9 protein-coding genes are annotated in these 14,494 nt (G+C 38.9%); 8 read left to right on the plus strand and 1 reads right to left on the minus strand.

What is annotated here, in order from left to right:
• Window positions 1-50 precede the first annotated feature (50 nt).
• The 4 genes from ACFIKO_RS06770 (at window position 51) to ACFIKO_RS06785 (ending at window position 5,177) form a co-directional block, all read left to right on the plus strand.
• Complete coding sequence (locus ACFIKO_RS06770; protein ID WP_375673573.1) at window positions 51-1,235, plus strand: COG4223 family protein; 1,185 nt, start codon at window positions 51-53, stop codon at window positions 1,233-1,235.
• An 11-nt stretch (window positions 1,236-1,246) separates the two neighbouring features.
• A complete protein-coding gene (locus ACFIKO_RS06775; RefSeq protein ID WP_375619137.1) occupies window positions 1,247-2,806 on the plus strand; it encodes a heme biosynthesis protein HemY in 1,560 nt (519 codons plus the stop codon).
• 146 nt (window positions 2,807-2,952) lie between these two features.
• Window positions 2,953-3,699 carry a glutamine amidotransferase gene (locus tag ACFIKO_RS06780; protein ID WP_375619136.1) on the plus strand — a complete coding sequence of 249 codons (747 nt, stop codon included), beginning with the start codon at window positions 2,953-2,955 and terminating at the stop codon, window positions 3,697-3,699.
• 422 nt (window positions 3,700-4,121) lie between these two features.
• A complete protein-coding gene (locus tag ACFIKO_RS06785; protein WP_375619300.1) occupies window positions 4,122-5,177 on the plus strand; it encodes a DUF2125 domain-containing protein in 1,056 nt (351 codons plus the stop codon).
• Window positions 5,178-6,217: 1,040 nt separating this feature from the next.
• On the opposite strand, the gene ACFIKO_RS06790 is transcribed toward ACFIKO_RS06785, so the two are convergent.
• The gene (locus ACFIKO_RS06790; RefSeq protein ID WP_375673574.1) at window positions 6,218-10,927 is read right to left on the minus strand and encodes an NAD-glutamate dehydrogenase; all 4,710 of its coding nucleotides are present in this window, start codon (window positions 10,925-10,927) and stop codon (window positions 6,218-6,220) included.
• Window positions 10,928-11,195: 268 nt separating this feature from the next.
• On the opposite strand from ACFIKO_RS06790, the gene ACFIKO_RS06795 reads away from it, so the two are divergent.
• The 4 genes from ACFIKO_RS06795 (at window position 11,196) to rpsP (ending at window position 14,396) form a co-directional block, all read left to right on the plus strand.
• Window positions 11,196-11,852 (plus strand): carbonic anhydrase, encoded by a 657-nt coding sequence (locus ACFIKO_RS06795; protein ID WP_208439374.1) that lies wholly within the window; start codon window positions 11,196-11,198, stop codon window positions 11,850-11,852.
• A gap of 230 nt (window positions 11,853-12,082) precedes the next feature.
• Window positions 12,083-13,651, plus strand: coding sequence for a signal recognition particle protein (ffh, locus tag ACFIKO_RS06800; protein ID WP_375673580.1), 1,569 nt, complete (start codon window positions 12,083-12,085; stop codon window positions 13,649-13,651).
• 24 nt (window positions 13,652-13,675) lie between these two features.
• Complete coding sequence (locus ACFIKO_RS06805) at window positions 13,676-14,005, plus strand: chorismate mutase (RefSeq protein ID WP_375619298.1); 330 nt, start codon at window positions 13,676-13,678, stop codon at window positions 14,003-14,005.
• 16 nt (window positions 14,006-14,021) lie between these two features.
• On the plus strand, window positions 14,022-14,396 hold the full coding sequence (rpsP, locus tag ACFIKO_RS06810) for a 30S ribosomal protein S16 (protein WP_273787601.1): 375 nt from the start codon (window positions 14,022-14,024) through the stop codon (window positions 14,394-14,396).
• Window positions 14,397-14,494 lie beyond the last annotated feature (98 nt).

Genomic DNA, 14,494 nt, shown 5'->3' on the forward strand with positions numbered 1-14,494 from the left:
TCATTTTATTATTTTATCATTAAAAAAATTGTACACAAAAAGTGACAGAGATGGTCGATTCTTCAAAACCAAAAGTTAAACCACATTATGCTGGTACACGCCGTAAGAAACCAGTTATTGAACATGAAGCTGTTCCCCATGATTCAGAGGAAAAAATCCACAATTCTGTAGAGTCTCATGCGCGAGAAAAACAGAATATGCAAGGTCAGGATAAAAGTAGCTCTAGTACAACTTGGCTTTTCTTGTCCCTTTCTGGGATTTTGGGGGGATTCGTTGCTTTGGGAATTTTTATGGGGCTTCAATGGGCCGGTTTTTTTTCTTCTCCTTTTGTGGCAAATTCTGCTGGAGGGGTAAAAGCTTTACAGATTGCTGAATCCGCAAAAAGTCAGGGTGAAGACACAAAGGAACAATTGAGGCGGGTCTTTCAAGAAATCAATGCGTTAAAAACAGAGTTTTCTTCTTTTTCATCACAGCAGTTTAAAACAACGAAAAACGATGAACTATCGAAAGAAGAAAGCAAAAAAGCTTTTGCGATTTTAGAGGAAAAAGTAAAAGCTCTTGAAGAAACTGTACAAACTTTTGTTAGAGAGTCGAAAGAGATAGAGACGGCTTTGTCTGTTGGGCAGAGCAATGCAAATGATCTTGCTGCGTTAAAACAACAGTTAAAAGCTATACAGGAAGAAACTGCTGTTAAAAATAGTGAGAAAAGAGAAATAGATACCGCACTCTTTACAGCAATTAGTTCATTAAAAAATGCTATAGAGCGTGGTGGATCTTATAATAATGAATTAAAGCTGTTACAGCAATTATCGCCTTCAATTGATGGACTTGATGTGTTGCAAAAAACAGCTACTGTGGGTCTTCCAAGTTCAGCACAACTTTCTGTTGATTTTTCTCATGTTGCCGATGCAATTGTTGGTACGCAAAATATTGTTGCGTCAGATGCTGGTTTTTTTGACCGAATTTTAGCGTGGATAAAAGGGCTTATTGTTTCGCGACCGATTGGCAATGTTGAAGGGACGACGCTGGGGGCTATTGCGGCACGCATGGAAGTTGCTATTCAAGCTGGTGATTACGAAAAGGCTTTGAGCGAATGGCAATCATTGCCACAAAGTGCAAAAGATGTTTCAATGGATTTTGTTAAGCAGCTTGAAAGACATATTGCTATTCAACAGTTGTTGCAGCAATTGTTATTGTCTGTGCAACAAGGATCTTTTAAGGCAACAAAGATGTAAATAGGCCCAAGATGATACGTGTTTTTATTTATACTTTTGTTGTTTGTATCCTCGGTTTAGCTTTCGCGTGGGTTGCTAATCACAATGGTATTTTTGTTCTTACATTTTTGCATTTCAGATTTTCTGCTTCATTGCTTACAGTGTTAAGTGTGCTTATTTTGCTTTTTGTAACGCTGGTGCTTTTATGGTGGTTATTGTCTTTCTTTTTTTCCTTACCGAGTGCTCTTTCCAATTATTTGTATAAACGCCATCAAAAGCGCGGTTATGAAGCTCTTTCAAAGGGGATTCTTGCAACTTTTGCTGGTGATAGTATGGTTGCGCAAAAAATGGAAGCACAGGTTGCTAAATATCTTGTAGGAAAACAAGAGCCATTGGTAAAACTCTTACAAGCGCAAACCTTATCTTTACAAAATAATTCTGTTCGCGCCATCGGTCTTTATGAGGAGATGAGAAAGGAAGATCCGACAAAATTGGTTGGACTTTATGGTTTGTTTCGTGAAGCGATGAAGAGTAAAGCTTATGAGGCAGCACAACAATATGCCGAAGAGGCGCTGACTTTATCGCCAGCACTTTTATGGGCGCATCAGGCGGTGCTTGATCGGTTAAGTACTGAGGGTAAATGGGATAAGGCACTTACTATTTTTGAAAGAGCGCAAAAAGCTCTCCCGCGTTCGGTTCGCTCGACTCCAGAGCGGCAGCATATACAGGTTTTACTATTAAGTGGGCAGGCACTTTCTTTGTTTGATACACATCCTGTACAAGCACGTGAAGCCATTTTGAAAGCCCATAAATTGGCGCCTGATTTTGTTCCAATTATAGTTATTGCTGCTGATATTCTTTATAAGTTAAATGAAACGCGTAAAGCGGATAAAATGATTATAGCGGCTTGGCAAAAGGATCCTCATCCTGATTTGGCGTTCCTTTATCTCGAAAGAGAAGAAGGAGCCATTGGGCGATTGAAAAGGGCTAAGACGCTTGCTTCTTATAATAAAGATGCATTTGAATCGGCTTTCCTTATTGCTAAAGCAGCTTTAGATGCTGGTGAAACAGCATTAGCGAGAGAGCAGGCAAAAAAAGCATTACAGTATCATCCACGGGAAAGTGTTTATTTATTGTTGGCAGATATTGAAGAGGCACAGGGAAACAATCAAGGTGCTGTGCGTCAATGGCTTTCTTTAGCACTTCGTGCTGAACGTGATCCAGTATGGATGTGTGATGGGTCAATTTTTTCTTCTTGGTCAGCGGTTTCTCCAATCAGTGGACGTTTGGGCGGTTTTGAATGGAAGGCGCCTCCCTGTATGCCTTCTCTCACATTAGAGGCGGACAATATTGTGCCGAAAAAGCAAGACAAAGAGTATGTTACGGGAAAAAGTGATGGTGTTGAAGATAAGAAGCTTGAAAAATTAACACCTATAGACGATTCTCTTTTGCATAATGTGCAGGTGGAGAAACAAGATATAAAAGAACAAGATGTAAAAATGTTCAGTCAAACTCACTTAAATGTTGATGATCCAGGGGTGAAAACAGAAGAAGAAACATCTTTATCGAGGAAAAAATTTCGTTTATTTTAAATTGAGTCAATATGATATATGAGTGTTTTCTCAGAAGAAACAATGAACCTAGAAGAAAAAAACATCGTTAATCTTGTCCAATAAAATTATTCTCTTATGCTTTAAAAATGAAGTTTTGCTTAGTTGCAGAGGTGATTGATTAAAAAATGTTTTTAAATCAGAGATGTCTTGATAAAAAACAAAAAAATAAGAAACCAAGGATTGCTGTTGTTATTCATCGGCAGTCTACCTATACTGGTCGTTTAGGAAAATTTTTACAACAAAATGGTTTTGTTCTTGATATTTATCGTCCTATTTTTGGACAAAAACTCCCTGATACATTAGAGCATTATGCCGGTGTTGTTATTTTAGGGGGGCCGATGAGTGTGAATGACAGCGAAGCCTATATTGGTGAGGAAATTGATTGGATTTCGTTATCACTAAAGGAAAATAAGCCTTTTTTGGGTATTTGTCTTGGAGCACAAATGTTAGCGCGAAATCTAGGGGGGCGCGTTGGTACAAGAAGTGATGGGACTGTTGAAGTCGGCTGGTATCCACTAGAAGCAACCCCTCAAGGGAAGGAATTGATGAATTGGCCAGAAATGGTCTATCATTTTCATGATGAAGGTATTTATGATTTACCGAAAGAGGCAATGCTTTTGGCAACAGGGCATACATATCCTACACAAGCTTTTCGTTATGGAAACAATGCATGGGGTTTGCAATTTCATGCTGAGTTTACACGTGCTATGATGCGGCGGTTAGTCGTGCGTTCGGCACATAAATTGACTGAAAAAGGTGCTCAACCTGCTTGTGCACATTTGAAAGGTCGTTTAATTTATGATAAAGCTTTAAGCCAATGGTTTGAAGGTGCATTACGACAGATTTTTTGTGTACCGACCGCATTTGTGTGAGTGTTAGAAACACTATTCATTATCGTTCTTGTTGTGCTGTAAAACAGTATCGTTTAAGGCAGAGATAGAAAACTCATGTAAAACTTTACACATGAGGTATTTTTTGTTAGAAAGTGTAATGGATTTTCTTAAAAAGATCTTGGTGGGTGGACTTATGAGATACTGTACTTTAGAACGATGTATAGGAACTCCTTGAAGTGATCAGTAGATAAAATCCGGTCTATTAAAAAGTTGGATTGTTTATAAACTGACCGTGGTTAAGAATCTTTGTCCTTTTTAGGGTGGGGAGGAAGTTAAGAGATAAAGAAAGTTTTAATGTTGTCTAAATCCTTTCAAATATCGTCATCACAAAAGAGATTTTCTTTGAGCTATTTAATTTGTGGGCTCTTTTGTCTTGCTCTGATATTTATTTATAGCGCGCTCTGGTTTTTTTTTCACGTAAAATAGAAAACCAAGTTTCTGGTATATTTGCAAAAGCATCTTCCTATAATATGGCGGCGGTATGTGAGAATGTGCGCAAGGATGGTTATCCTTTACGTATCGGTGTTGTTTGCGATAATTTTCAATTTTCTTGGCCTTTACATGGGGTTTCTGTATCGACGGGGCGTTTGACAGCTGGTGCACCAATTTATGCACCTCATTTGGTCGAGTTTAATGTTCATTCTCCTGCATCAATTGTTTTTTCCGGACAAACTTCCATAGTATCGCATTGGCGCAATTTGGTTATTGAAACAGAACCTTATTGGAAAACGGGTAAAACATTGAAGTTTATAGCTGAAGGGCTTGAAATTTCACCTCTTTCCTCTTCCCTTGAAGATCAAAAGCCTCAAGAAGCATTAGGAGCACAAACAACAGATAAAAAAACGACACAAGAAAATGTAAAAGATCAGGCATCTTTGCAAAATACGCATGACGTGATTACTCAGCCGTTAGAGACAAAAGATACGCCTCAAAAAATAACGGCAGAATTTTTGCGCTTTGATTTGAAACATGAAAAGAATGATTTATTGGGAAATATAACTTTTGACGGTTTTGATGTTTCTCTAGTTTTTACATCTTCTTTTGTTGATGTCCCAAAAATTGATGGCAACTTGAAAGTGATTTTAAATGACATCTCTTTTTTGTCTGAAGATGAAGGAAAAAATTGGCAACAGCGACTGTATGGAAAAAGTGGGCTTTTAAAGCAAGGTGAATTGACTTTTCATACAGGTGGTGGGTTACGTATTAGTGGACCTTTTTCTTTTGATGAAGAAGGATATTTGACAGCAGAATTCGAACTTGTCCATATTCAGCCCATGAAGCTTCTTAACACTTTGCAGCGCTTATTTCCCGCGCAGGACAATAATCTTCAAGCGTTATTTTTTATTTTGGGTGCACTGCCTAAAAATGCCGATGGCGCTCCCGTTCTTCCCTTGCTCATTAACAATGGGTGGGTAAAATTAGGTTTTTTAAAACTTGGTCGTCTCGCTCCACTTTAGGTTTTGTACCCAAGCCTTTTTTCATTTTTACCACCAAATTTCGATTTTTTCTGATTTTCACACTTTTTTGCAATTTTAGAGTGTCAAAATCTATTTTAACAAAATGCGTATTTAATGGTAAAAAATAGCTGTAAAAATAAAAAATTACCACTTACTCCTAACTAATCCCACCTCTTTTCACTTAGTACAAAATCTTATGTCAAACTACATATAGCAACAGTGTTTGTGTGGAAAAAGTGGCATTTTAAAGTATGCTGAATTGCCTTTTTATACAGGTAGTGTGGTGCCGTGTTAGGAACCTTTTTTCTTTATGTATGGAATTTTGAGCATATTGCATATGTCTGTTTAGAGTGACCTTTGAAATAGGTAAACAGCCTAGTTGGATGAGAATATGAAGTTGTAAAGAGGAGAATGGACGTCCGTTTTTACTGTCATTTTTTATTCGATTTTACGCATTTCAAAAGCAGTTACAGTCATATCTTTTAAATAATGGATTGTATATCCTTTTGTTTCTGATGTTTTTTAATGAAGCCATATGTCTTCCACGTAAAACAGAATATATTTGTATTGCATATTTACGCATTTGTTAAAAAAATATTTCTCAGTATTTTTTATTTCACGATGTTGCCTATGAATGGTATAATGATAAAGTCATTAAGCACCACCATCTTTTCGCTTATGGAGTAAGAAGCTTAGAGGGGGCATCATCATATTTATATTTACCCACTCCTAATATTTTTACAGCTTTTGGCATTTGAGGCGGTTTATGAGGGGCATTTAGTTCTTTCTTTAATGTTTTTTACCTATAGGTTTTCCCATTTGCAATATGCAAGGGGAAATGCGTTTAATTGATTGAATATAAACAGATTTGAAATGAGACAAACTTAGAATATCAGATTCTCCTTCAACATAAAAATTTGAATTTATTTTTTATTTTAAGTACTTTGTCTAAAAATGCGGAATAGCGCTTCCGTTCTTCCCTTACTGATTAGTCATGAATGGATAGAACGGGAGATTGAATGGGTCGTTTTGTATTTGCTTTAGGTTTTAAAGCCAGTATTTTGTAGTTGAGAAATCAATCCTGTTGCAAAAGTAAAACGAGAAATATTGAGGTCATTTTCAATAAGGGCACTAATGTGGTTTGTAATTTTGTGAATATGATCTTCTTCTGTTTTTTTCCAAGTGTCAAAAGGATCTTTTTTCTTTCCATAATTTTTGAGGATTTTCATAACGATTTGCCGTAAGCTTTCAGAAACATTTTCTTTGGCTTGGCTTAAAGCCATACTATCATAATAATCTACTACAGGAATTATACGACTTGCTTCGTTAATGCGGTTTATACGAATGATTTGCGCAAGTGAAAAATAGATCTCTGCGGTTTTAATAAGATCACGGTTGCTTTTTTTTGCAATTAAAGAAATATCACAAATTGTTGAAGCAGCTTCCAAGAGAGCTAATTGTTTCGCTAATGCTTTTGGTGCTCCCTCTTCGCTGTAGTGTAATGCTTTTTCTTCAATCTTTTTCTTAATATCGTTGTCGTGAGAATGCATAAGCTCTTTTTCAATAACGCTACGGGCTTGCTTTATTGTTTTTACAATTTCTTCTAATGGACGTGAGAGATCTATGTTGTGTAAACCCCAATTGGTTGTTTCAAAGAGCATTGAAGTCATTGCTGCGTATAATTTGTTTTGGACAAGGCCGGGTATTTTATTATCAAGCTTATCAATTTGCTCAGACAATTGAGGAATTTCAAAACCATCGCGAATGGCAATGAAAACGCGAATAATATTTTCAGCTTTTTGTTCTGTTGCATCGTGTAGTCTATTAACAAAAGTGGGGCCTCCACGATTTACAATATCGTTGGCAATCAGCGTTGCTATAATATTGCGACGCAATTGATGGTTAATGACTTCCTTCTTAAAATTTTCTTGAATTTGGGTTGGAAAATAGTTCAGTAAGGTTGTATTGAAATAGTGATCATCAACAATGGGGCTATTAGCAATTTCTTCTTTTAAGGTTAATTTAGCATATGCAAAAATAACGGCGAGTTCTGGACGGAGAAGACCTTTGCCTTGGGTTGTTCTTTGTCGTAAAATTTGCTCATCAGGGAGTATTTCAACTCTACGATCTAGAAGCTTTTTTTGTTCCAAATCGTGCATAAAGCGTATTTGATAGGGTAAATCAGTAGTGCTTTGGTTTTCCGCCAAAGAAAGAGCAAGGGGTTGTAGATAATTATTGCGCAAGACAAGTTGTTCGACTTGAGGGGTCATTTTTTTCAAGAGCTTATTGCGTTCTTCGCGGGTTAACGTTTTGGCGCGTAGTGCTGATGCAAGAACAATTTTGAGATTAACCTCAATATCAGAACAATTTACACCAGCAGAATTGTCAATGGCATCCGTATTGCATCGACCACCATTTAAGACATATTCAATCCGTCCACGTTGTGTAACACCAAGATTAGCCCCTTCGCCAATAATTTTTGCACGCACTTGCTCTCCGGTAATGCGTATTGCATCATTTGCACGATCACCTACTTGGGCATCATTTTCTGTTGCTGCGCGGATATAAGTACCAATGCCGCCGAACCATAAAAGATCAACAGGGGCTTTGAGAAGAGCAGAGATAATTTCAAAAGGTGTTCCTGTTTGTTTTTCAAAACCAATGGCTTGTGCTGCTTCAGGTGAGAGAGTAATGTTTTTTTCTTTTCGTGAGAAGATACCGCCGCCCTTTGATAATTTGCTTTGATCGTAATCTTGCCAGCTGGAGCGAGGAAGTTTAAAAAGGCGCATACGCTCTGCATAGCTTTCATCTATGCTTGGATCTGGATCAATAAAGATATCGCGGTGATCAAAAGCAGCAATCAATTTTGTTTGTTTGGAAAGCAGCATCCCATTACCAAAGACATCGCCAGACATGTCTCCAACACCGACACAGGTGAAGGGCGTTGTTTGAATATCCTGATCAAATGTTTCTCTAAAATGTCTTTTGACAGCTTCCCATGCACCTTTGGCTGTAATACCAATGGCTTTGTGGTCGTAACCTGCTGAGCCTCCAGAGGCAAAAGCATCATCGAGCCAAAAGTGATTTGCTTGGCTGATGGCGTTGGCGGTATCAGAAAAAGTTGCTGTTCCTTTGTCTGCTGCGACAACAAAATAGGGGTCAGGGTCATCATGACAGATAACATTGGGGGGAGAACTGATTTTTCCGTTAATCAGATTGTCTGTGATGGAGAGCAAAGCTGTGATAAAGTCTGTATAAGCTTGTCGTGCTGCTTCTACGATGAGAGCACGGTCATTTGTTTGGGGAAGCCGATGGGGATAGAAACCACCTTTTGCACCTGCAGGAACGATAACCGCATTTTTAACTTGTTGGGCTTTGACTAAGCTGAGGACTTCGGTGCGATAATCTAATGCACGGTCAGACCAACGAATACCGCCACGAGCGATAGGTCCAAAACGCAAATGCACCCCTTCAACTTCCGGTCCATAAACAAAAATTTCTCGGTAAGGGCGTGGTTCAGGCAACCCCTCAATTTGGCGCGGATTTAATTTAGTGGCTAAAATACGCCGTGGACTTCCATCGTCAAGAGGCGTAAAGGCATTCGTTCGTAAACTCGCATCGATAAGGTTGCAATAACGGCGTAAGATGAGATCATCATCTAAACCAGACACTTTCTGTAATTTTTCTCCAATACGCTTTTGAATAATCTGTTGGTTTTTTTTCCGTTCTTTTTCTGTATGGCTTTGGTGAAATTTTAAATGAAATAAAGCATAAAGATCTTGGGTAATGTCAGGATAAGCATTTAAAGTTTGGGCAACGCGATCTTGCGAATAAGGAATACCAGCTTGCTGGAGATAGCGCCCATAATGGCGCAAAATAACAATTTCATACCAATCAAGTTCAGCTGTTTGGGTGAGCGCATTAAAGGCGTCATTATCAGCATTTTGTGCCCAAATGGCCTCAAAGGTTTCGGCGTGTTTTTGACCGTTTTTTTCAAAATTGATACAGAGCTGGAAAGTGCTTTCCAGCTGCATATCATGAAGATACACAGAGTGCCCATAGCCATCTGGTAATTCAAGGGTTTGTTCGGCAATAACGCGAAACCCCATGTTTTCAAGGAGTGGTACACGTTTGGAAAGGGCAAGAGCTTCATGGCGGTGAAAAAGCCGAAGAGAAATGGTACGTTTTTCTTTGTTTTGTGCGTGATAAAAATTCACGAAAAGCGGCTTCTCATCATGAAGATTTAAAATATGTCCGGCATCGTTAATAGCGTCTTCAGCTGAAAATAAATCACGATAGCTGTTGGGAAATTCGCTGGCTAAACGTGTTTGTTGCTCTGTTGTTTTCTGGGCAAGAGCGATGGCTTGAACGCTGTCTTCCCAACTTCGTGCAATCGAACGTACATGTTGTTCAAGTGTGGAGCGCTCGTGAAGGGGAACAGTTTCGTTTCCTTTGCGATGGATGATATAATAGACACGTATAAGGGTGCTTTCCAAAAATAGCGGATAAGATTCAAAAAAGTCGCCTTTATAGAGCTCAACAAAATGTTCGCCAACTTTTTCACGCAGGCTGCTGCTATATTGGTCACGCGGTACGTAGACAAGGATAGAAACAAAGCGCCCAAAAGAATCAGTGTGGGCAAGAACCCGTAAACGTGGGCGCTCATCTAATTGTAGAATAAGTTTAGTGTTTTCTGTCAATGTATCAACATCAGAGCGAAACATTTCATCTCTTGGATAGGTTTCTAAAGCACTGATGAGTGCTTTTCCTGAATAATCCGCGTGATTGTGTCCAAGACGTTGAATAATAGTTTGGGCTTTTTCTTTTAAGAAAGGAATTTGCAAAATAGAACGTGTATAAGCTGAGGAGGTAAAAAGCCCTACAATGCGTAATTCTCCACAGAGTTGTTTTTCTTTATCAAAGATTTTAAGACCAATATAATCGAGCCAGACAGAACGGTGAATTTTGGAGCGGCTGTTAGCTTTTGTCACGATAAACAGATTATCGCTTTCCATGAAGGATAAAACTTCTTGAGGAGGTTCTTTCATACTTTCATCGTCAACAATATGAATAGAAGCATCCGTGAGTATACCAAGTTCAATATTACTTGCTGTAAAGGATTTTAGGGGTTTTTGGTCTTTGATGAAGTTGTAGGTGCGCATACCAAGGAAAATGAAATTATCGTCCATTAGCCAGTGAAGAAATTCAATAGCTTTTTCGCCTTCTTGTTTGTAGTGCGGGGGAAGATTTATTTGGTAGGCATGAATATGCTTTTTAACTTCTTCAAGCATAGGCTTCCAGTCTTGTACAGCAGCATTAACCTGTTCAAGAACTAAGGTGAGTTCATTTTCAAGTTTTTGTATTTGCTGTTTGTTTAATGACTCGATGTGAATTTGCATCAGACTGATGCGTTTTCCAGAAGCACAATCAAGAATAGGGTGCGCAATCAAATAGATATGGTTTTTGTGTTGATTGAAAACATTTAAAATAGAATCGAGAAGAAAGGGTTTGTTATCATTGACAAGCGTGATAGCGGTTATAGGCTTGTTATTACGGGTCAAATTTTGTTCAAAGTAGATAGTATTTTTTCCCGTCTGGTGGAGATTAAAAGCTTTTACTGCGACGGCTGCGGCTTTTTGAAGTTCTTTATTTTCGTAATAAACAATATCTTCTTCATCGGTTTGAGCAAAAAGGATTTGTTCTATTTTATCTTGGGTGTTTTTTGTCTCTGTTTTTTTTGGTTGCAACACATCCACTCTCCCTTTTTGCTCTTAGGGGCCTTCTCTTTTTTAAAGCAGACCATCATATTTTTGTATACTGTAACACCTTCTTCCTGAAGAAAACAGCTCTTTATTTGGAAAGAATGAGTTTGTTTTTGCTATTTTTTAGTAATAGTTTGTACTTTAAAGAAATATTTTGCGTCAGAGAAAGGGCATTTTTAGTATTTTTGTATGTTAATAGTTTGTTTTTTTAAATATACAAAATGAAAGTAAAAAAAGAAGCAGAAGTAAAGAGAGAATGGCGCGTTTACCAGCAAGGCTTTTAAGTGGTTACCAAAATTTTATAAACAATCATTTTTTATATAAAATAGCACATTATCAGCAATTGGCGATTGAAGGGCAGAAACCGGAAGTTTTGGTCATTGCTTGTTGTGATTCGCGTGCAGTGCCAGAAATGATTTTTGATGCTAAGCCAGGGGAAATTTTCACCTTGCGCAACGTGGCAAATGTGGTTCCTCCTTTTTCTCCTGATGACCAATACCACGCAACATCAGCAGCTCTTGAATATGCTGTGCAATTGCTCGAGGTGAAACATATTGTCGTTTTTGGTCATGCCCATTGTGGAGGCATTCGTACTGCTCTTAAGGAGACATGTAAATCTTTATCATCAAATGATTTTATTGGTCAATGGATAAGTCTTTTAGCACCAGCAGCAGAAATCGTTTTGAATAATAAGTCGCTGTCTTGGCCAGAAAAACAGACGGCATTAGAGCAGCTTTCTATTCGCCATTCGTTGAGAAATTTAGAGACGTTTCCGTGGATAAAGCTTCGCAAAGATCAAGGTTTTTTGACATTGCACGGGGTTTGGTTTGATATCTCTAGCGGGAAATTATGGAGTATGGAACAGGAAACAGGTTGTTTTATGCGGGTTGAAGTTGAAAGTTTTGAAGTATAGTGTTTGCTGTTTTTATTTCTTCGTATAAAAAGACATTTTATGATAAAACTTGACAAAGCTGGGGTTTTATTGTTTGAAGGAGCAAGCTTTCAGTGACAAAATTAACTTGGAGCCACCGACTGAGACCCCAGTTTAAGGGTATAAAGAGATCTCAGAGGTCAACATCCGATGGCGCGATGCGTTCTCGGATGCTATTTTGGTTTGTTTGTTATGCAACAATGAGGTAAATGATGTTTGAATCCTTGCAAGAGCGACTTGGTTCTATCCTGTCTCATTTGACGGGACGTGGCGCTTTATCGGATCAGGATGTTGCAGAGGCGCTGCGTGAAATTCGTCGCGCTTTATTGGAAGCGGATGTTGCTCTTGATGTTGTACGCTCTTTTACCGATAGGGTTCGGGAAAAAGCTGTTGGGGCCGAAATCGTTAAATCAATTAAACCAGGCCAGATGGTGGTTAAAATTGTTCATGATGAATTGGTTCATATTCTTGGAAATGAAAGCGTTCTGAGTGATTTAAATGCACCAGCTCCAGTTGTTATCATGATGATTGGTTTGCAAGGTTCCGGAAAAACAACCACAACAGCAAAGCTTGCGAAACGGTTCACTGATAAGCACAATAAAAAAGTTCTTATGGCGTCGTTAGATACACGTCGTCCCGCTGCACAGGAGCAGTTGCGCCAATTGGGAGAACAGGCGAAACTTGCAAGCTTGCCTATTATTGCGGGACAGCTTCCTGTTGATATTGCATCACGTGCCGTGCAGGCTGCTAAATTGGGTGGTTATGACGTGCTTCTTCTTGACACAGCAGGACGTAATCATATTGACGAAGCTTTGATGCTCGAATTGGCTGAAATTAAAGCCTGTTCCCTTCCTCATGAAATTATGTTGGTGGCTGATAGTTTGACAGGGCAAGATGCCGTTCATCTTGCTCGTTCTTTTGATGAGCGTGTAGGGATTACAGGGATTATTTTAACACGTATGGATAGTGATGGGCGTGGTGGCGCTGCTCTTTCTATGCGTGCGGTTACAGGTAAACCAATTAAAGCAATTGGAATTGGTGAAAAAATAGATGCTTTAGAAGAGTTTCATCCCAGCCGTATTGCTGATCGTATTCTCGGAATGGGGGATATTGTTTCTTTGGTTGAAAAAGCTGCTGAAACAATGGATCATGAGAAAGCTGCTGCTTTTGCAAAAAAAATGCAAGCTGGAAAATTTGATCTGAATGATCTTGCAGAACAGTTGCAGAAAATGAAAAAATTGGGTGGAATGGGCGGTATTATGGGCATGTTGCCAGGAATGGGGAAGGTCAAAGAGCAGATTGCGGCTGCGGGGCTTGATGATCGTTTGTTTGATCGTCAATTGGCCATTATTTCATCTATGACACCGCAAGAGCGGGCGAATCCAGAGCTTTTAAAACATAGCCGCAAACAACGAATTGCTAAGGGATCTGGTACAACGGCAGCTGATATTAATAAACTTTTGAAAATGTATCGCCAAATGGCTGATATGATAAAAGCTATGGGTGGTAAAGGAAAAAGTGGTTTGATGGGAAAAATGTTGGGAGGACTTGGTTCCAAAATGGGTTTTGGTGGTGTGGGAAATTTGGGGGGGAATTCTCCAGCTATGCCTGATTTGTCGGGATTGGATCCAAAGCAATTCTCAACACTTCAAAAGCAAATTGAAAATGGTAATGGAGGGAAGCTATTGCCCGGACTTCCTAAGCGTGGACCTACATTTCCTAGTTTTTCCAATGGCATGGCCGATAGGGGAAAATTTCCTCAGCATCCTAAGAAAAAATAAGATGTAAAGAGGGAAAGGAATATGATGCAGGAAACAGTATTAAACGAATTGGCACATTTACGAGCATCTATTGATAATTTTGATGCAACTTTGATTCATATTTTAGCAGAGCGTTTTCGTTGTACAAAAGCTGTTGGGCGCTTAAAAGCGCGTTATGATTTGCCTAAAGTAGATCCTCTGCGCGAGCAGTATCAGGTAGCGCGTTTGCGGCAATTGGCTATAGATAGTCATCTTGATCCTGATTTTGCTGAAAGATTTTTAAAGTTTATTATTAAAGAAGTTGTGCATCATCATGAAGTTATTGCTGAAGAGCAAAAAACAAAAAAAGTTAATTTAAACGAAAGCCAGAGCTGACAATAGGAGATAAAATATGGCATTGAAAATTCGTTTGTCCCGTGGAGGTTCAAAAAAACGTCCTTACTATCATATCGTCGTTGCAGATGTTCGTAGTCCGCGCGATGGGCGGTTTCTTGAACGTGTTGGTGCATGGGATCCAATGTTGCCTAAAGATGGACCGAGGGTAAAACTTAATGAAGAGCGTATCCAATATTGGCTTGGGCAAGGGGCACAACCAACAGATCGCGTTTTGCGGTTTTTAGATGCAGCTGGCTTGAAAAAGCGTCCAACCCGTAATAATCCACATAAAGGTGAACCGGGTAAAAAAGCACAAGAACGTATAGCAGCAGCAAAGCAAGCGGCAGAAGAAGCAGCGGCAGCGGCGGAAGCAGAATCTGCCTCAGCATAAGAAGCGTGATTGTTTAATCGACGTGTCTTTAAAAGCTTAGAAAAGTAAATATTATCCGTTTTTGATAGACAAAAACGGATTTTCTTTAAAAAGCTGCT

It is taken from the genome of Bartonella sp. TS82HLJMH (genome assembly GCF_042193495.1).
In the GTDB taxonomy this organism is placed as follows: Bacteria; Pseudomonadota; Alphaproteobacteria; order Rhizobiales; family Rhizobiaceae; genus Bartonella; species Bartonella grahamii.

Bases quoted from the DNA above. Each gene is read 5' to 3' on its own strand.
- ACFIKO_RS06805 (WP_375619298.1), top strand. From the start codon at position 13,676: ATGCAGGAAACAGTATTAAACGAATTGGCACATTTACGAGCATCTATT.
- rpsP (WP_273787601.1), top strand. From the start codon at position 14,022: ATGGCATTGAAAATTCGTTTGTCCCGTGGAGGTTCAAAAAAACGTCCT.
- ffh (WP_375673580.1), top strand. From the start codon at position 12,083: ATGTTTGAATCCTTGCAAGAGCGACTTGGTTCTATCCTGTCTCATTTG.
- ACFIKO_RS06770 (WP_375673573.1), top strand. From the start codon at position 51: ATGGTCGATTCTTCAAAACCAAAAGTTAAACCACATTATGCTGGTACA.
- ACFIKO_RS06780 (WP_375619136.1), top strand. From the start codon at position 2,953: ATGTTTTTAAATCAGAGATGTCTTGATAAAAAACAAAAAAATAAGAAA.
- ACFIKO_RS06775 (WP_375619137.1), top strand. From the start codon at position 1,247: ATGATACGTGTTTTTATTTATACTTTTGTTGTTTGTATCCTCGGTTTA.
- ACFIKO_RS06795 (WP_208439374.1), top strand. From the start codon at position 11,196: ATGGCGCGTTTACCAGCAAGGCTTTTAAGTGGTTACCAAAATTTTATA.